Origin of the sequence: Flavobacterium litorale (assembly GCF_019613795.1) — a bacterium.
In the GTDB taxonomy this organism is placed as follows: Bacteria; Bacteroidota; Bacteroidia; order Flavobacteriales; family Flavobacteriaceae; genus Flavobacterium; species Flavobacterium litorale.
The window spans coordinates 1,029,659-1,047,940 of the sequence record NZ_CP080429.1; the positions used below are offsets into that span (position 1 = coordinate 1,029,659).

Consider the following 18,282-nt stretch of genomic DNA (forward strand, 5'->3'; position numbering starts at 1 on the left):
AAATTTTGTTTACTCTACTGTAACCGATTTTGCTAAGTTACGCGGTTGGTCTACATTACATTCTCTCATTACCGCAATGTGGTAACTTAGTAATTGCAATGGTATGGTAGTTAGTAGTGGCGAAAGTGCATCTACTGTTTTTGGTATCTCGATAACGTGGTCGGCAAGGGCTCTAACTTGGGTATCGCCTTCGGTAACTACAGCTATTATTTTACCACTACGTGATTTTATTTCCTGTATGTTACTTACAATTTTATCGTAATGCTCTTGTTTTTGTGCAATTACCACTACTGGCATTTGCTCGTCTATAAGTGCAATAGGTCCGTGCTTCATCTCTGCAGCAGGGTATCCCTCTGCGTGTATGTACGATATTTCTTTTAGCTTTAATGCGCCCTCTAGTGCTACAGGGAAGTTGTACCCTCTACCTAAGTACAGGCAGTTGGGTGCATCTTTGTATATGGCTGCTATATCTTTTGCAACATCGTTAGTTTCTAGTGCTTGTTGTACTTTTTCGGGTATTAGCTCTAACTCTTGTAAATACCTGTGGAAGTCGGAGTTAGTAAGCGTTCCTTTGGCTTGTGCTAAGCGTAGTGCTATAAGTGTTAGTACAGTTATTTGTGTAGTAAATGCTTTTGTAGAGGCTACTCCAATTTCGGGCCCTGCGTGGGTATAAGCTCCTGCATGCGTTTCGCGCGATATTGATGAACCTACTACATTACATACGCCAAATACAAACGCACCATGTTCCTTAGCTAGTTTTATAGCAGCAAGGGTATCGGCAGTTTCTCCAGATTGCGATATAGCAATTACTACATCATTTTCGTGTATAATTGGGTTTCTGTATCGGAATTCTGAGGCATATTCTACCTCTACAGGTATGCGTGCAAATTCTTCAAATATGTATTCGGCTACCAAACCTGCGTGCCACGATGTACCACAAGCAACGATGAGTATTCTGTTTGCATTCAGGAATTTTTGAAGGTTATCTTCTATTCCTGCCATTTTTATAAGCCCTTCGTTTGCATGAAGTCTACCACGGTAGGTGTCTTTTATAACGGCTGGTTGCTCGTAAATTTCTTTAAGCATAAAGTGGTCGTAACCGCCTTTTTCTATCTGCTCAAGGTTCATTTGCAGCTCTTGAACGTACGGATCAACTAAAGAGTCGTCTTTAATTTTTCGTATTTTCATTGGTTTATGCAAACGTATAATTGCCATTTCTTCATCCTCGAGGTAAATAGCATTTGATGTATATTCGATAAACGGCGAAGCATCCGATGCGATAAAGAATTCGTCTTTACCGATACCAATAGCCAATGGGCTACCTAAACGGGCAGCTACAATTTCGTTTGGTCGTTCTTTATCAAATACAGCAATAGCATAGGCACCTACCACTTGGTTTAGGGCTATTTGTACTGCTTTACCGAGTTTTAAATTATCTTTTTTCTTAACGTCTTCAATTAAGTTTACTAATACTTCCGTGTCCGTATCCGAATGGAATACATAACCTCTGGCAATAAGCTCTTTTTTTAAGGGTTCATAGTTCTCAATAATACCATTATGAACAATAGCAAGGTTACCTGAGTTGGAATAGTGCGGATGCGAATTTACATCGTTGGGTACACCGTGCGTTGCCCATCGGGTATGCCCGATACCAATATTACCAGAAACAGAAATTTCTTTCTGTGACTTTTCCTCAAGGTCAGCAACCTTACCTTTAGTTTTAGAAAGCTTTAGGTCGTTACCATCAAAAAGAACGACGCCTGCACTGTCATACCCTCTGTACTCCAGTCTTCTCAGACCTTTAATAATTACAGGATATGCCTCTCTGTGTCCAATGTAACCAACAATTCCACACATAGTTAATAATTAATTTGGTTTAGTATAAAAAATTTCAAGTTTAAGACGTTTGTCTTCGGGTACAGTACTGTTGCTGCCGTATAATACTGTTCCGAATGGGTGTATTACAGATGATACTGGTACGGTTTTAACCTCCAAACCATCTGTTGTAAATGGTGTTTTTAAAGCAGCGTTGGTAATAACGTTAATATTTTCGGTAACCACAAGCCCTAGCTTAACATTTGTAGAGTCGTTATTTATAATGTTGCTAACGTGGTTGGTAATTCTAATTTTATATTTAAGCCCCTTGTCGTTATCATCCTCTTGTATAATTCCGCCATGTACAAATTTATTAAACTTTGGTCGTGATGCTCTACTTGTGTTATCTATACCGTAGTCCAGTAACGGGCGTTTGTTATTCAGGTCGTACAGGTATACACGCAATGGCTCTGTTGCGTTTTCCATTACATCTTGGTCTATATAAAAAGTAAGGCTTGCATCGTTTATAAGTATTCTTTCTTCTTTTAACGTTGCAATATCTTGGTCACTAAGGATGTTGATGGTTGCTAAAGATCCTTCACCACCCTTAACATACAATCTTTGGTCACCTGTAGCATCGTCATTAGTAGTAATGGCTGTAGTAAATTCAGAAGGGTAGGTGTAATCTAAAAAGTTTACTGTGTTACCTGTTAGGTTAATCGTCATCGATTTACTTTCGCGCTGCACTACACCATTTTCAACTACAGGGTTACCGTTAAGATCCAGTTTATCATCAGTATATTTAATGGTAATGGTACCTTGATCAAATCGAGGTACTCCCATTACAGCTTCGTTACCTATTTGTTCCGCCTGAAAATAAATTCCTCTAAAGTATTCTCTAAATACGTTGTTATTAACCAAGTTATCTGATGCAGCTGCATTAAGTATTTTAGTTTGGAAAAAATCGTTGTTTAGGTACAAGAACATTCCTGGTGCAAAGGTCTCAGCAACTTCGCCTCCTCCATACAGCCTTTGTATAGGTACTGCACTATATCTAAATAATTCGTTTTCGCTACTAATTCCATCGTTAAGCAATACGTTTCCTCTATTGGCTTCTATCAGGTTTCTGTCATTAGAGTAATATTTTTGTGTACTACCATCTCCCGATCCAGGATCGGTATCTCTTAAAAAGTAATTATTTTCGTAAACACTTAGTTTAAATCGAGAGGTAATGCTTCCATAAATCGAATCCAAAGAGTATTCTCCCAATCCAGTATCGGCATTGGTACTCTCTAACGTACTATAATAAGGTACGTACATGTATACCGAGTCGATAGTAGGGTTGTTAAGTGTTGGGTTTACGTTTTCCAACTCTATTTGGGTAACAAAGTGTGCAATGGTTTTTCCAAAAACAGGACTTTCCAGTACTCCAAGTAAGTTTTGGGGTAAGTTGTTAGCTTGTACAACACCTGTACCAACATCGGTTGCTACTACGTTTGCTTCGTACTTTAGCATATCATGATGAATATCATCATTAATAATGTTTGCTCCAATGTTGTTGTAATCGGTGTCACACGAAGCGAAAAAGACGACACCTAAAACGATAATAAGGCTTTTATAAATCAAGCGATTATTCATATAAATTTTTTATTGATTTACTATAAAACCTCATTTTTATAGAAATTAGTATACGCTTCGGCAAATTTATCTTTAGAAACATATGGTAGGAATGGTTTTCCTGACTCTTCTACAAACTTAGTTAACTCTGGCGATAAGTTCTCAGAAGAGATAATAGCAGCATCAGAGTGTGCTATGGATGTTTTAAGTATATTCTCGTAATTTGGCGTTGCAAGCCCTTGTACAGCATCTTCTGGCACTTCATCAAAAAGCACTTTTTTAAGCATACCGTTATCAAGCTCACCCTCAAACGACTGGTTGTAAACAGATGTTACAATTTTAGTGTTAGCAAATAATGCCTCATCTTTATAGTAATGCTTCATGTATACGGGTAGTAGGGCTGCCATCCAACCGTGTACGTGTATAATATCGGGTACCCAATTAAGTTTCTTAACGGTTTCTACAACACCTTTGGCAAAGAAAATAGCACGCTCATCGTTATCAGGATATAAAACACCATCCTCATCACTAAACGTAGCTTTTCTTTTAAAATACTCATCGTTATCAATAAAATAAACCTGAATACGCTCTTTTGGTATCGATGCCACTTTAATAATTAGCGGCATATCCATGTCGTTTACTACTAAGTTCATTCCCGATAAACGAATTACTTCATGCAACTGGTGTCTACGCTCGTTAATATTACCATAGCGTGGCATAAATATTCTTATCTGTCCGCCCTGATCGTTAATCATCTTAGGTACTTCGTATGACATTAAAGAAACTTCGTTTTCAGCCAAATATGGCACTACTTCAGATGATACATATAATATCCTCTTATCCTCCATCTTCAAAAATTTATTTTTTTTAATTGGTACAAAAACACGCAAAATTAAACATTTTTACGCAGTTTATAACTAAATAATTAATTTTGCCCCGATTTTTAATTTTAATTTAATGCTCATTTTCAATAATAAAGCCGATTTAGGGTCGCTTTTATCCCGCTATATCAGCAAAGGTTCTTCAATTGGTTTTGTACCTACAATGGGTGCATTGCACCAAGGGCACCTATCGTTACTAGAGCAATCGGTACAAAACAACGCCGTTACCGTAATTAGTATTTTTGTAAACCCTACACAGTTTAATAATACTGACGATTTACAGCAGTACCCCCGTACTGTAGAAGCTGATATGGAAAAAATAAAAACAATAAGTGATGCTATTGTTGTATTTGTTCCGTCGGTAACAGAGATGTATGAGGATAAAACAGAATCGACTCATTTTGATTTTGATGGTATTGAAAACCAAATGGAAGGCAGCCACCGTGCTGGGCATTTTGATGGTGTAGGTACTATTGTAAAGAAGTTTTTTGAATACGTGCAGCCAACCAATGCTTATTTTGGCGAAAAAGACTTCCAGCAGCTACAAATTGTAAAAAAACTGGTAAAAAAGCATAACATTCCTGTAAATATAGTGGGCTGCCCTATAACACGTGAGGCTAATGGTTTGGCAATGAGTTCGCGCAACCAACGTTTAACAGCAGCCGAGCGCGAAGCGGCATCGTTACTATACAAAACACTTTTAGCGGCTAAAAAACAATTTGCAACCAAGTCAATTACCGAGATTAAAACGCACGTTGCAACAACATTTTTAGCACACCCTGCGTTTGAGTTGGAGTATTTTGAAATAGCTGCCGAGGACGACTTGGTACCGACTACTATAAAACAAGATAAAAAATACAGAGCCTTTATTGCGGTTATGTTAAGCAACGTGAGGCTAATAGATAATATGTCATTAAATTAATTAACTTTGCACCATGCAAATTGAAGTTGTAAAATCCAAGATTCACCGTGTTACGGTAACGGGAGCAGATTTAAATTACATAGGTAGTATTACGATTGACGAAGTCTTAATGGATGCCGCCAATCTTATTGAAGGAGAAAAGGTTACTATTGTTAATATTAACAATGGCGAACGTTTGGAAACATACGTTATAAAAGGGAACAAGGGTAGTGGCGAAATAACATTAAACGGTCCAGCGGCACGCAAAGTACAAAAGGGCGATATTGTTATTATAATATCATACGGTTTATTGGAGTTTGAAGAAGCTAAAACATTTAAACCAGCCATTGTTTTTCCTAACGAGAAGGATAACTCTTTAACATAAACGTTTGTTGGGCAAAAAAGTAAAAACAATATTAAGTATAACACTCCCGCTATTGCTGGGAGTGTTTTTAATTATATACAGCTACAACCAATTTACACCTGAGCAGCGTGATGAAATGTTTAGCCATTTTGCCAACGCCAATTATAATTATGTAGCCATTTCGTTATTTTTTGCACTTACCAGCTACATGTCGCGGGCGTACCGTTGGCGGTATACCCTTTCGCATTTGGGATATCAGTCCTCCTTTTCAACAAATTTTTTTGCCATAAGCATAGGTTATTTTCTTAATCTAACCATTCCGCGCTCTGGAGAAGTATCGCGCGCTTTGGTACTAAAAAAATATGCTAATGTTCCTTTTGATAAAGGTTTTGGTACCATAATATCCGAGCGCGTTGTCGATTTAATATTGCTCGTTACCTGTATATCAACTACATTACTATTACAGTTTGATGTACTTAAAGGTTACGTAGCACAAAAAATACCTTTTGAGCGGTTATTACTTTATGGTATTGTAGCAGTAACCTTGCTTATAAGTACCATACTGTTTTACAAATACTCTAGGCTACTATGGGTAACCAAATTAAAAGTAAAAATTGCAGGATTAATAGAGGGCTCGCTTAGTGTGTTTAAAATGCCAAATAAATGGCCCTTTATATTACACTCCATATACATTTGGGTAGCCTACGTATCCATGTTTTACATTACCATTTATGCCCTGCCCGAAACGGCACATATAAGCTTTGGAGCCGTTGCCACATCGTTTATAATGGGCAGCTTGGCAATTACATTTACCAATGGTGGTTTTGGCGTATACCCAGTATTAATAGGGGCTATCTTACATTTGTATAACGTGCCACTAGAGGCTGGAACGGCTTTTGGATGGATTGTATGGACTTCGCAAATACTATTTGTTATTTTTTTCGGAGGAGTCTCATTTTTATTACTCCCTTTACTCCATAAAAAAAAATAATCCTTACCTTGCATTACATTTTCAATTAATGCCCTAAAATAATGAAATTCAAATACTTGCTATTAATATTGCTGGTGTCTGTTGCGTTGTACTCCCAAAAAACACTTCAAGACGTACCATCAAGAGTTTTTAACGACACACAAGTTGTAACAATAGTTACACCCCCTTCCTATGATAAAAACGAAGATAAATCATACCCGTTATTAGTAGTACTTGACGGAGAATATTTAGTAGACCCCTTTGAAGGAATACTCTCTTACACTTCATATTGGGACGATTTACCTGAGGTAATTATTGTTGGCATAAACCACGAAGGTGCAGAGAATAGAGAATACAATACACAAACCTATAAATCGACAGGATTACCAGAAGGACAGGGCGACCAGTTTTACCGATTCATTTCTAACGAACTTATAGCATACATGGAAAAAAACTACCGTGTTGCACCCTTTCGTATTGTGGCAGGGCATAACCTAACGGCAGGTTTCCTAAACTTCTTTTTGTACAGAGATAAACCTGTATTTAACGCCTATATTTCCTATAGCCCTGTTTTACCCTTAGAGATGGAAAACCGTGTAGCAACCGCATTACAGGACGTAGATAAAAGAACGTACTACTATTTGGCAACGGCTAGTGGCGATGTAAAAAACATAAAAAAGAAAATAGATACCCTTAATACCAATATACACGGTATAGAGAACCCTAAGCTAAACTATAAGTTTGAAGAGTTTGAAGGCGCATCGCACTACTCGTTAGTAGCATTGGGTATACCCAACTCACTATATTTTATATTTTCGGAATACCAACCCATATCATCAAAAGAGTACGAAGAGGAAATACTTACACTACCATCGGGTTATGTAGCGTACCTACAAAAGAAATACGAGGTTATAAGAAAAGAATTGGGTATTGACATCCCTGTAAGGTTAAACGATTTTAAGGCAATAGAGGCTGCTATTATGAAAAATGCTGCCTATGATGAGTTGGAAGACCTTGCCGATATGGCGCGGGATGATTACCCCAAAATGATAATTGGCGAATACTACCAAGGGTTACACCACGAAATGAAAGGCGAAACCCGAAAGGCAATTAGAGCCTACTTAAAAGGATATAATTACGATGATATTGGCGACTATACCAAGGACGTAATTATTGAAAAGGCAGAGATATTAAAGAATTTGGTTGAATAAACATACATGGCTAAAGTAAAAACGGCTTTTTTTTGTCAGAACTGCGGTACACAATACTCCAAATGGCAAGGGCAATGCAATGCCTGTAAGGAGTGGAACACTATTGTTGAAGAGGTACTACAAAAAGAAGAAAAACCAGTATGGAGAGCAACCGTTCCTGCCGAAAGTAAAAGAGCAGCACGCCCATTACGTATTAAAGAAATTGATGCAGCCAACGAGCAACGACTCGATACAGGCGATGCCGAGCTCAACCGTGTATTGGGTGGTGGCATTGTGCCAGGATCGTTAACCTTGTTAGGGGGTGAGCCAGGTATTGGTAAAAGTACCTTACTCCTACAAATATCGTTAAAGTTACCGTACAAAACCTTGTACGTATCGGGCGAGGAAAGCCAAAAGCAAATAAAAATGCGTGCCGAAAGGATAACCCCCGAAGCGGATAATTGCTTTATACTTACCGAAACCAAAACCCAAAATATATTTAAGCAAATAGCTACGATTGAACCCGAAGTACTTATTATCGATTCGATACAAACATTACACTCCGATTATATCGAGGCATCGGCAGGGAGCATATCGCAAATACGCGAAACTACTGCCGAGTTAATAAAGTTTGCTAAAGAGAGTAATGTACCCGTAATCCTAATCGGGCATATTACTAAAGATGGTAGCATAGCAGGACCCAAAATATTGGAGCACATGGTAGATACCGTGTTGCAGTTTGAGGGCGACCGCAACCATGTATACCGCATATTACGCTCGTTAAAAAACCGTTTCGGCTCTACTGCCGAATTGGGGATTTACGAAATGCTGGGTAACGGATTGCGCGAAGTAACCAACCCGTCCGAAATTTTACTATCGCATAAAGAAGAAGAATTAAGTGGTACTGCCATTGCCACCACTATGGAGGGTATGCGCCCGTTAATGATAGAGATACAAGCTTTAGTAAGCACTGCCGTATACGGCACACCACAACGCAGCACCACAGGGTACAATGCCAAACGCCTTAATATGGTACTTGCGGTATTGGAAAAACGGGCGGGCTTCCGTTTGGGAGCAAAAGATGTTTTCCTGAATATTACAGGCGGTATAAATGTAGACGACCCTGCTATAGACCTTGCTGTGGTAGCTGCCATACTATCCTCTAACGAAGATATACCTGTGAATAAAGACTATTGTTTTGCAGGCGAAATAGGCTTATCGGGCGAAGTACGCCCTGTTAATCGTGTAGAGCAACGCATACTGGAAGCCGAAAAATTAGGTTTCTCCACCATATTTGTTTCCAAGTACAATAAAATATCATTAAAAGATACGCTTATCGAAATCAAGCTCGTTGCCAAGATAGAGGACGTTGCAGGGCATTTATTTGGTTAAACTTATAAGAACCAATATCGTTAAGCGAAACATAAAGCAAGCACATAATTTTTCGTAAAAATAAGTGCAGTATTCTCTGTAAAACTACCTTTAAAACGTACCCCTAACGGATGCTTTTTTTAGTATGGTAAATTAAAAAATTAATTTTTTTACAATCCTTCCCAACCTTTACCAAATAAAGATGCTCTATATAACTAAACACGTTAATTATGAAGAAGATATTTTTTGTATGCCTACTCTTCAGTAGCATCATCTATGCACAAAAGCCCGTATTTACATTGGCAAAGGTAGAGGCAGCTACCGTATATTTTAATGCTGCCGAAATTACACAATCGGCAACAGCCAAAATCCCGAAAGGAACATCAGAGATAGTCATTAAAAACGTAGCCGATTACGTTAACGAGAGTACGGTGCGTATTGGTGCGCCCAAAAGCCTCACTGTACTATCGGTACAATTTACCCGCGATTATATTTCGGAGTACGAGCCTGATGATAGCTCGCCAGCATTAAAGCGGGTGCGCGATAGTATTAAGATTATCGAAAAAGAAATTCAGCAAAGCAATATTGCTAAATATGCTGAGCAAAAAACGCTGGAAATGCTCGATAAAAACCAACAAGTGGCAGGGCAACAAAGCGGTTTAAATGTTGGTGAGTTAACCAAAATGGTAGATTATTACAGAAAAAAGCGTAAGGAAATTGCACTAGCCGAAAACGCATTGGCTGTAAAAATACAAGAGCTAAACCAAAAGCTAACCAATTTAAAGAGTAGGCTACAGGTTAATGTTAATAAAGAAGAAAAAACATCCAGAGGAAAATTGGTGTTACAGGTAATGAGCGACGTAGCAGGTAACGTACCGTTGGATATTAATTACCTTACTACAGGAGCATCGTGGGCACCGTTTTACGATTTGCGTGCCGATGATATTAGCAAACCTATAGATATGTTGTATAAAGCACAAGTGGTACAGCAAACAGGTATCGATTGGAAAAAAGTAAAACTAACACTATCCAGCGGTATGCCCAACCAAAACAACCAAGTGCCGTTGTTACAAGCATGGTTTTTACGCTTTGGCGTAATGCAGCTTTACAATAACAGTAACGTGGTTATGAATACCCTTAACGTGCGTATAGAAGAAGAAGCTGAAACAGTTAGTGCCGACAGAGCCAAGTTATCTTCGGTATCCAATTACACAACCATTAACGAGAACCAACTTAATGTCTCGTTTGATATTGATGTACCGTATGATATCCTCTCTAATGGTAAAAAACATAGCGTAACACTCAAAGAAATTAAGTTGCCTGCTACATACAAGCACTATGCAGTACCAAAATTAGATAAGGAAGCCTTTTTATTGGCAGAGTTTAACGATTACTCGCAGTATAACCTGCTAAGAGGAGAAGCCAACATTATTTTTGAAGGGATGTACATTGGTAAAACGGTTATTGACCCGAACCAAACCAGCGATACCTTACGTTTAAGTATGGGGCGCGATAGGAAGATATCCATCAAGAGGGAGAAGGTAACCGATAAATCGGGAAGTAGATTTTTATCATCGTATAAAGAGCAAACCTTTACGTATGACATTACGGTGCGCAACAATAAAAAAGAAACGGTTAAGCTCATGCTAAAAGACCAATACCCGATAAGCACCGACAAAGAAATTGAAATAGAACTGTTGAAAGACGACGGTGCTACGGTAAATACCGAAACGGGTGTACTTACTTGGGAGTTTAAATTAAAACCAGGTACAACCAAAAAAGTACGCATTAGCTACAAAGTACGCTCCCCTAAGGATAAAGCAATACAAAATTTATAAGAGCTAACTAACTCAGATTAACTGGAGCAACCCTTACGAGAGTGAGGGTTGCTTTTTATATTACGGCTGTAACAAACGGTACACAGGTTGCCTATTGGTGTTATTATTGTTACATTAGCATAACAACATAAAATTCACATAACTATGAAATTAAAATTACTATTCCTTTTTGCCCTATTTTCCGCTTTTTCGTTTGCACAAACGATAGACTTAACGCTTTTTGCTTCGGGTTTTACCGACCCTACAGAGATTGTTCATGCAGGCGACGAACGATTGTTTGTAGTAGAGCAAGGCGGATTAATTAAAGTACTAAACTCCGATGGTAGTGTTAATGCCACTCCCTATCTTAATGTAAGTACTATACTATCTGAGGGAGGCGAAAGAGGATTGTTAGGTTTGGCATTTCATCCCAATTATGCTACCAACGGTTATTTCTATATCAATTACACCAATACATCGGGCGATACCGTTATAGCACGTTACGAAGTAAGTGACGCCGATGCCAATATTGCCAACCCCGATAGTGGCACCATACTATTAACCATAGACCAGCCCTATTCCAACCATAACGGAGGGTGTATTCGTTTTGGTCCTGATGGTTACCTGTACATTTCTATGGGCGATGGCGGTAGCGGTGGCGACCCTGATGGTAATGGGCAAGATATTAATACTTTATTAGGTGCAATGCTCCGTATTGATGTGGACGACGACTCTACAGCACCTTATGCTATACCAGCCAATAACCCATTTGTAGGAACTGATGGTGCAGATGAGATATGGGCGTATGGTTTGCGTAACGCTTGGAAATTCTCGTTTGATAAGGACAATAATGATTTGTGGATTGCAGATGTAGGGCAAAATGCCATAGAGGAAATTAATAAAGCAGAACCTACCGAAGCAGGGATTAACTATGGTTGGCGATGCTACGAGGGTACAGCAGAATATGATACTACGGGTTGCCCCGAAGCTACCGATTATCGGGCTCCTTTTGCCGAATATACGCACAATGCTACAGGCGGATGCTCCGTAACAGGCGGATATGTGTACCGCGGTGCCACATACCCTGGTTTGCAAGGTCTTTATTTATTTGCAGATTATTGCAATAACCAAATAGGTATGGTTAATAGTAATGCAGAGATAACGTATACCCAACCATTTAACGGACAGTTTTTTACCACATTTGGCGAGGATGTTAATGGCGAATTATACATTGCAGGTGGTATTAGTGGTAACCTGTATAAAATTGTAGACACTCAGTTGAGTAGTACAACGTTTAACAGCAATGCTTTCTCCGTATATCCTAACCCAGCTACTAACGCAGTAACTATAAAAACAAGTGGTGCTACAACAGTTGCACAAGCTACTATTTATGATGTTAGTGGTAAGCAGTTACTTAGCTACTCGTTTACAAACAACGCTGCCCAAAACACATTTAGTGTAAGTACGTTGCCAACAGGACTTTATATATTAAATGTTACAGGTACTAACGGATTGCATTATAATTACAAACTTGCTGTAAACTAGCTAAACTTTATTCCCTGCAAGGTTTGCAATACCTTGTAGGTTTGTATTACTATAAAAAGATAAATTAAAATACAAAAAAGCCTACTGTACTACAGTAGGCTTTTTTGTTTCAGATACCATATAAGTTTGTTATATCTCGTTAAGCATTTTAGAAATTTCATCCAATTTTGGCGTTAGGATAATTTCGATACGTCTGTTTTTCGATTTTCCTTCGGCAGTTTCGTTGCTTGCAACTGGTGCATATTCGCCACGCCCAGCAGCGGTAAGGTTTTTAGGGTCTACGCCATTATTTTCTTTAATAATGCTTACAATAGCCGTAGCACGTTTGGTAGATAAGTCCCAGTTGTCCGATATTTGTCCGTTGCCATTGTAAGGCACATTATCCGTATGCCCTTCAATAAGTACAGCAATATCAGGGTTGTCTGCCAGTACTTTAGCTACTTCGTTTACCGCTCTGCGTCCTTCGGTACCTACTTTCCAGCTACCCGAACCAAACAGGAGCTTGTTTTCCATACTTACGTATACTTTCCCGTTTTTTTGCTCTACAGTAAGTCCTTTACCCTCAAAACTATTTAACGCTCTGGATAGTGTTTCTTTTAGTTGTTTTAGGCTAGCTTCTTGGTTAGCAATCATACTCTCCAATTCGTCTACACGTTGCGAGCGGTCTTGCAGGTCACTTTTTAGTTTATTTAGGCGGTCTTGTTCGGCCGCTAGTGCTTTCTCTTTTGCTTCCAGTTGTGCCAATAGCTCACGGTTTTTTTTCATGTTGCTATCCAATGCAGCACTACTGTTTTTCTCTAGCGCATCGTACGACGATTTTAGTGTATTTAGGTTGGATTGTGCAGCAGCATAATCGGCAGCCAATTTATCCCGCTCTGCTTTTGTTTTATCTAGCTGCGACTGTAGGTCTTTACCCTGTAAGTCCAACTTGTTTTTTTCTTTTGCCAAAGCAGCATTTTCATCAGATAACGATCTGTTTTCCTTTTTCAAGTCCGCATACTTATCCTCAAGATCTTTATATACTTTAGATGACACACACGAGGTGGTGAGTGCTAATGCCAGTAATCCAGCAGAAATTCGTTTTAGTACCATTTTGCTTCTTAGTTTATATGTGTATTCTATTCAAATTCAATTACTATAGGGCAGTGGTCGCTGTGTTTTGCCTCGGGCAGTATTACCCCTCTTGTAAGCCTGTTGCGCATAGGTTCGGTTGCCATAGCATAATCAATACGCCAGCCCTTGTTATTGTTACGCGCATTGGCGCGGTAACTCCACCAACTGTAATGGTGTGGCTCTTTATTAAAATGCCTAAAACTATCTATAAATCCGTTGTTAATAAATTTATCCAACCATTCGCGCTCCTCAGGTAAAAAGCCCGATACTTTTTTGTTGCGTACAGGGTCGTGTATATCTATCGCCTCATGGCAAATATTATAGTCGCCACAAATTATTAAATGGGGTATTTCCTGCTTTAGGGTATTTATATAATCGTAAAAATCGTCCATATATTGGAACTTATGCTCTAATCGTGCAATATTTGTTCCTGATGGTAGGTATAAACTCATTATGGAGAACGACTCAAAATCCAGCCTAATGTTACGCCCTTCGGCATCCATATAGGCAATGCCAGTACCATATTCCACGTGTTTGGGTTTGTGTTTAGATAGTATGGCTACACCGCTGTAACCCTTTTTTTCTGCCGAAAACCAGTAGTGGTAAGGGTATCCTGCGGCTTCTATAGCTTCGGTATCTATTTGGTCTTTACTTGCCTTTGTTTCTTGTAGGCATATAATATCGGGGTTGGATTGCGCTAACCAATCTAAAAAACCCTTTTTAAATGCAGCGCGTATGCCGTTTACGTTATAAGAAATAATTTTCATAAGCTAAATTAACACCCAAAAGTAACCAAAAAACCATACATATTGAATGTTAAGGATAATATTTGGCTTTAAATGCTTTAGGAATAGTTTACTAGCAGTTTAAATATTTACAGCGTTAAAAAAAGCATTCCATTTTAACGTTTGGTTAGAATTGTTATCTTTGTTTTTCGCCTAAATACAACACTGCAGATGAGTTTAGTTACCGCTAAAGAAGTTGCAAAAGCAATAAAAACTGATAAGTATGGTTTTTTAGGGACTTTTTCAGGCTGGTTACTGATGAAGGTTTTAAAGATTTCTACAATGAACAAGATATACGATAGGCACAAACACCTATCGGACGTAGAATTCTTAAATGCGCTATTAAACGAGTTCCAGATAAAATTTGAAATTCCCGAAGAAGATTTAAAACGCCTTCCAAAAGATGGCGCTTACATAACGGTATCTAACCACCCATTAGGAGGATTAGATGGTGTACTGCTATTAAAATTAATGCTGGAGCAGCGTCCTGATTTTAAAATTATTGCTAACTTTTTATTACATCGTATAGCACCGATGAAGTCCTATATTATGCCCGTTAACCCTTTTGAGGGGCATAAAGATGCAAAATCGAGTGTTTCGGGCATTAAGGATGCCTTACGCCATTTAAGCGAAAATAAACCATTGGGTATTTTTCCCGCAGGCGAAGTATCTACCTATAGGGATGATAAGTTGGTTGTAGATAAGCCTTGGGAAGAAGGTGCAATTAAACTCATAAAAAAAGCAAATGTTCCTGTAGTACCTATTTATTTTCATGCCAAAAACAGTAAACTATTTTACTTTCTTTCTAAACTGAGCGATACCTTGCGCACCGCAAAATTACCATCAGAACTGCTTACGCAAAAAGACAGGGTAATAAAGGTACGCATTGGGAAACCCATATCGGTAAGCGAACAAAACGAGCACGAAGGGCTTGAAGCGTACTCTGAATTTTTAAGGCGTAAAACCTACATGCTTGCCAACCCTTATGAGAAAGATAGTAAGTTAATTGATACGACTAATTTAAATATAAAGCGCCAAAAGGAAAAAAGCCCAAAGCAAATTGCTATGCCCGCTAACCACGATAAAATATTGGCAGAGGTAGATGAATTGCGCGAAAACGATTATCGTTTACTGCAAAGTAAAAATTATGAGGTGTTTTTTGTTTCGGCAGATAAAATACCCAACATACTACACGAAATAGGACGCTTACGCGAGATAACCTTTAGAGCGGTAGGCGAGGGAACGAACGAATCGTTAGATTTAGACTTGTATGATAAGTACTACCACCATATGTTTTTATGGGACGATGCTACCAAGCAAATTGCAGGAGCGTATCGTATGGGGTTGGGCAGCGAAATTTATAAAAAACATGGTGTAGATGGTTTTTACCTGCACGACCTTTTTAGGTTTGAACCTGAGTTGTACGATATGCTCTCAAAATCTATTGAGATGGGGCGTGCTTTTATAATAAACGAGTACCAGCAAAAACCAATGCCGCTATTTTTATTATGGAAAGGTATTGTACACACTACACTCCGTTACCCTGAACATAAATTCCTGATAGGAGGCGTGAGTATAAGCAACCAGTTCTCTGATTTTTCAAAATCGTTGATGATTGAGTTTATGAAATCGCATTATTACGACCCTTACATTGCACAGTACGTGCATCCTAAAAAGGAATATAAAGTAAAACTAAAAGATGCCGACAAGGACTTTGTGTTTAACGAAACAGAGTCTGACCTAAATAAGTTTGACAAAATAATTGAGGAGGTAGAGCCTGGAAACTTACGCCTGCCTGTACTTATAAAGAAGTATATTAAACAAAACGCAAAGGTTATAGCTTTTAATGTTGACCCTTTATTTAACAATTCTGTAGATGGGTTAATGTACATTCGTATTGCCGATTTGCCCGAAAGCACCGTAAAACCTGTTATGGAAGAGCTGCAAGCCGAATTAGAGCAGAAGCTTATTGAAAAAGGAGAGCATTAAGTAGCAATATAATAAAAAAGCCTCTAGTACTAGAGGCTTTTTTATTATACGTTGGTGTTATTACCAATATCATTAAATTCAGAATAATCAGCTTTAGGGTCTTCTCCATATTCATTAGGACCGTTGTCTCCATCAGTTACAAAAAGTACGAGAAGCCATATCCATCCTATAATCGGTAAAAGTATTAATAGATAATACCATCCACTTTTACCTACATCATGTAGCCTTCTTACGGATACAGCGATACTAGGAATAAGGATAACAAGATTATAAATATTTGCTAAAGGACTGAAATCTTCCATATTTAGCAAATAAGTATCTATAATACCCAGCACAATACCTACTATAATGTTAAAAAGTACAAAATACCAGTATTCACTTCTGCGGGCTCTGCCCTTAAAGTTTGCGTAGTTGTCTCGAACTACTTTTAAATACCATTCAATCATAATTTATTTGTTTTTGGTTGGTTACTAGTTGAAAACGTTTTCAAATATATGCTTTTTACAGAATCGCATTACAATTTTGTAAAAAAATAAGGGCTATAAAAACGCCTTATCTATGGGTTCCCAAAGTTCTATTTTATTGCCCTCGCAGTCTAAAATCCAACCAAATTTACCATAATCGTAGCTTTCTGGCTTGCCTACAACAGTTACGCCTGCTGCTTTTAATTTTTCGAGTAAGGTATCAAGATTATTTACTCTAAAGTTTTGCATGAACTGCTTTTCCGAAGGTTCAAAATACTTCGTATCATTAGCAAAAGGCGACCATTGTGTCATGGCAGCGTTGCCCTCTTTATCGTGCCACCAAAACGACCATCCGTAATCGTCCGTAGCCAAACCTAAATGTTTTTTATACCAATCTCTGAGTATTTTTGGGTCTTTCGATTTAAAGAATACGCCACCTATACCCGTTACGTGTTTTTCTGCTGCTGTTGGTTTTTCTTCTTCAAAGTAAATCGCTTTTATTTTATTTACAATTACTTGTGCTAACCTTTCGTGGCTTTCAAACGTCCAGCCTGCTATGTGTGGCGATAGCAATACATTATCGGCACTTAGCAAATATTGGAATGCTTCGGGCATAGTATCTTCGGTAAATAACTGCTCAAAAGACGATTTTTCGTACTCCAACACATCAAGTGCAGCCCCTAAAAGCTTACCCGATTGTAATGCTGCAACCAAATCGGCAGTTACTACACTTTTTCCGCGTGCCGTATTAATAAGCCAAAAGGGTTTTGCAAATGCATCAATAAATTTTGCATTAACCATTTTATTTGTTTCAGGCGTCCAAGGGGTGTGTAAACTTAGCACATCCGCTTTTTGTTGTAATTCCTTTAAGGCTACTTGTTTGGCATTAGCATCGCCTACAAAGGGTTTTATATCATAACAGAGTACTTCGGCATCAAAGCCACGTAGTTTTTTGGCAAAGGCTTTACCCATATTACCATACCCTATAATACCTACAGTTTTACCATCAAGCTCGTGTCCGCGGTTGCCTTCCCGAATCCATTTACCTTCCCTAATTTCCTTATCTGATTTATTTAGGTTATTAAATAATGATAATAGCATACCCAATGCCTGCTCGCTAACGGCGTTACGGTTACCTTCGGGTGCTGCAATAAGTTGTATGCCTTTTTTTTCGGCATAAACACAGTCAATACTTTCCAACCCTGCACCCACACGGGCAATAAATTGTAGGTTGGTAGCCTTATCTAAAAAAGCTGCATCAATGTCAAATCGGCTCCTAATTACAATACCGTGATAGTTGCTAATTTTTGCCTCTATCTCTTGTTTCGATGCCGTATAATCGGCTTCGTTGGTAAAACCTGCTTGCTCCAGTTGTTCCCATAGGGTAGGGTGGTTGCTATCGAGGTGTAGTATTGTTATTTTTTCGGGTTTTGACTCCATGAATCGTAATTTATTGCTTG

General features: G+C 38.5%; 15 protein-coding genes and 1 pseudogene. 8 read left to right on the forward strand and 8 right to left on the reverse strand.

The window, feature by feature from the left end; all coding sequences use genetic code 11:
- Positions 1 to 9: 9 nt before the first annotated feature.
- Genes glmS through K1I41_RS04635 form a run of 3 tightly spaced genes read right to left on the reverse strand, consistent with a single transcriptional unit; the run spans position 10 to position 4,280 of the window.
- Positions 10 to 1,857, reverse strand: a complete 1,848-nt coding sequence (gene glmS / locus K1I41_RS04625; RefSeq protein ID WP_220641516.1) for a glutamine--fructose-6-phosphate transaminase (isomerizing) — start codon at positions 1,855 to 1,857, stop codon at positions 10 to 12.
- 9 nt (positions 1,858 to 1,866) lie between these two features.
- Complete coding sequence (gene bamH / locus K1I41_RS04630; RefSeq protein WP_220641517.1) at positions 1,867 to 3,453, reverse strand: BamH family beta-barrel-assembly machinery protein; 1,587 nt, start codon at positions 3,451 to 3,453, stop codon at positions 1,867 to 1,869.
- 20 nt (positions 3,454 to 3,473) lie between these two features.
- Entirely contained in the window at positions 3,474 to 4,280 is an 807-nt protein-coding gene (locus K1I41_RS04635; protein WP_220641812.1) for a glycogen/starch synthase, read from the reverse strand.
- A gap of 109 nt (positions 4,281 to 4,389) precedes the next feature.
- On the opposite strand from K1I41_RS04635, the gene panC reads away from it, so the two are divergent.
- The 7 genes from panC to K1I41_RS04670 all read left to right on the forward strand — a co-directional run bounded on the left by panC (position 4,390) and on the right by K1I41_RS04670 (position 12,471).
- On the forward strand, positions 4,390 to 5,235 hold the full coding sequence (gene panC, locus K1I41_RS04640) for a pantoate--beta-alanine ligase (protein ID WP_220641518.1): 846 nt from the start codon (positions 4,390 to 4,392) through the stop codon (positions 5,233 to 5,235).
- Positions 5,236 to 5,248: 13 nt separating this feature from the next.
- Positions 5,249 to 5,599, forward strand: a complete 351-nt coding sequence (gene panD, locus K1I41_RS04645; RefSeq protein WP_220641519.1) for an aspartate 1-decarboxylase — start codon at positions 5,249 to 5,251, stop codon at positions 5,597 to 5,599.
- 7 nt (positions 5,600 to 5,606) lie between these two features.
- Entirely contained in the window at positions 5,607 to 6,569 is a 963-nt protein-coding gene (locus K1I41_RS04650; RefSeq protein WP_220641520.1) for a lysylphosphatidylglycerol synthase transmembrane domain-containing protein, read from the forward strand.
- 41 nt (positions 6,570 to 6,610) lie between these two features.
- Entirely contained in the window at positions 6,611 to 7,759 is a 1,149-nt protein-coding gene (locus K1I41_RS04655; RefSeq protein WP_220641521.1) for an alpha/beta hydrolase, read from the forward strand.
- 6 nt (positions 7,760 to 7,765) lie between these two features.
- Positions 7,766 to 9,130, forward strand: a complete 1,365-nt coding sequence (gene radA / locus K1I41_RS04660) for a DNA repair protein RadA (protein WP_220641522.1) — start codon at positions 7,766 to 7,768, stop codon at positions 9,128 to 9,130.
- A 209-nt stretch (positions 9,131 to 9,339) separates the two neighbouring features.
- A complete protein-coding gene (locus K1I41_RS04665; protein WP_220641523.1) occupies positions 9,340 to 10,947 on the forward strand; it encodes a DUF4139 domain-containing protein in 1,608 nt (535 codons plus the stop codon).
- A 144-nt stretch (positions 10,948 to 11,091) separates the two neighbouring features.
- Complete coding sequence (locus K1I41_RS04670; RefSeq protein ID WP_220641524.1) at positions 11,092 to 12,471, forward strand: PQQ-dependent sugar dehydrogenase; 1,380 nt, start codon at positions 11,092 to 11,094, stop codon at positions 12,469 to 12,471.
- A 129-nt stretch (positions 12,472 to 12,600) separates the two neighbouring features.
- On the opposite strand, the gene K1I41_RS04675 is transcribed toward K1I41_RS04670, so the two are convergent.
- Positions 12,601 to 13,563, reverse strand: a complete 963-nt coding sequence (locus K1I41_RS04675) for an OmpA/MotB family protein (protein WP_220641525.1) — start codon at positions 13,561 to 13,563, stop codon at positions 12,601 to 12,603.
- Positions 13,564 to 13,589: 26 nt separating this feature from the next.
- Positions 13,590 to 14,351: an exodeoxyribonuclease III gene (locus tag K1I41_RS04680; RefSeq protein WP_220641526.1), complete on the reverse strand. Its 762-nt coding sequence runs from the start codon at positions 14,349 to 14,351 to the stop codon at positions 13,590 to 13,592.
- Between the two features lie 189 nt (positions 14,352 to 14,540).
- Between K1I41_RS04680 and K1I41_RS04685 the strand changes: the two genes are divergently transcribed.
- On the forward strand, positions 14,541 to 16,358 hold the full coding sequence (locus K1I41_RS04685; RefSeq protein ID WP_220641527.1) for a GNAT family N-acyltransferase: 1,818 nt from the start codon (positions 14,541 to 14,543) through the stop codon (positions 16,356 to 16,358).
- Between the two features lie 44 nt (positions 16,359 to 16,402).
- Here K1I41_RS04685 and K1I41_RS04690 read toward each other — a convergent pair whose 3' ends face one another.
- The 3 genes and pseudogenes from K1I41_RS04690 to K1I41_RS04695 form a co-directional block, all read right to left on the reverse strand.
- Positions 16,403 to 16,804: a DUF805 domain-containing protein gene (locus K1I41_RS04690; RefSeq protein WP_220641528.1), complete on the reverse strand. Its 402-nt coding sequence runs from the start codon at positions 16,802 to 16,804 to the stop codon at positions 16,403 to 16,405.
- Positions 16,805 to 16,897: 93 nt separating this feature from the next.
- A complete protein-coding gene (locus K1I41_RS12505) occupies positions 16,898 to 17,335 on the reverse strand; it encodes a VOC family protein (RefSeq protein WP_374106914.1) in 438 nt (145 codons plus the stop codon).
- Positions 17,309 to 18,262: pseudogene (locus K1I41_RS04695) on the reverse strand (2-hydroxyacid dehydrogenase); the annotation flags it as partial. The gene K1I41_RS12505 and the pseudogene K1I41_RS04695, both read right to left, overlap by 27 nt.
- Between the last annotated feature and the right edge of the window lie 20 nt (positions 18,263 to 18,282).

Coding starts and splice junctions, on each gene's coding strand:
- glmS (WP_220641516.1), bottom strand. CDS start 1,857: ATGTGTGGAATTGTTGGTTACATTGGACACAGAGAGGCATATCCTGTA.
- bamH (WP_220641517.1), bottom strand. CDS start 3,453: ATGAATAATCGCTTGATTTATAAAAGCCTTATTATCGTTTTAGGTGTC.
- K1I41_RS04635 (WP_220641812.1), bottom strand. CDS start 4,280: ATGGAGGATAAGAGGATATTATATGTATCATCTGAAGTAGTGCCATAT.
- panC (WP_220641518.1), top strand. CDS start 4,390: ATGCTCATTTTCAATAATAAAGCCGATTTAGGGTCGCTTTTATCCCGC.
- panD (WP_220641519.1), top strand. CDS start 5,249: ATGCAAATTGAAGTTGTAAAATCCAAGATTCACCGTGTTACGGTAACG.
- K1I41_RS04655 (WP_220641521.1), top strand. CDS start 6,611: ATGAAATTCAAATACTTGCTATTAATATTGCTGGTGTCTGTTGCGTTG.
- radA (WP_220641522.1), top strand. CDS start 7,766: ATGGCTAAAGTAAAAACGGCTTTTTTTTGTCAGAACTGCGGTACACAA.
- K1I41_RS04665 (WP_220641523.1), top strand. CDS start 9,340: ATGAAGAAGATATTTTTTGTATGCCTACTCTTCAGTAGCATCATCTAT.
- K1I41_RS04670 (WP_220641524.1), top strand. CDS start 11,092: ATGAAATTAAAATTACTATTCCTTTTTGCCCTATTTTCCGCTTTTTCG.
- K1I41_RS04675 (WP_220641525.1), bottom strand. CDS start 13,563: ATGGTACTAAAACGAATTTCTGCTGGATTACTGGCATTAGCACTCACC.
- K1I41_RS04680 (WP_220641526.1), bottom strand. CDS start 14,351: ATGAAAATTATTTCTTATAACGTAAACGGCATACGCGCTGCATTTAAA.
- K1I41_RS04685 (WP_220641527.1), top strand. CDS start 14,541: ATGAGTTTAGTTACCGCTAAAGAAGTTGCAAAAGCAATAAAAACTGAT.
- K1I41_RS04690 (WP_220641528.1), bottom strand. CDS start 16,804: ATGATTGAATGGTATTTAAAAGTAGTTCGAGACAACTACGCAAACTTT.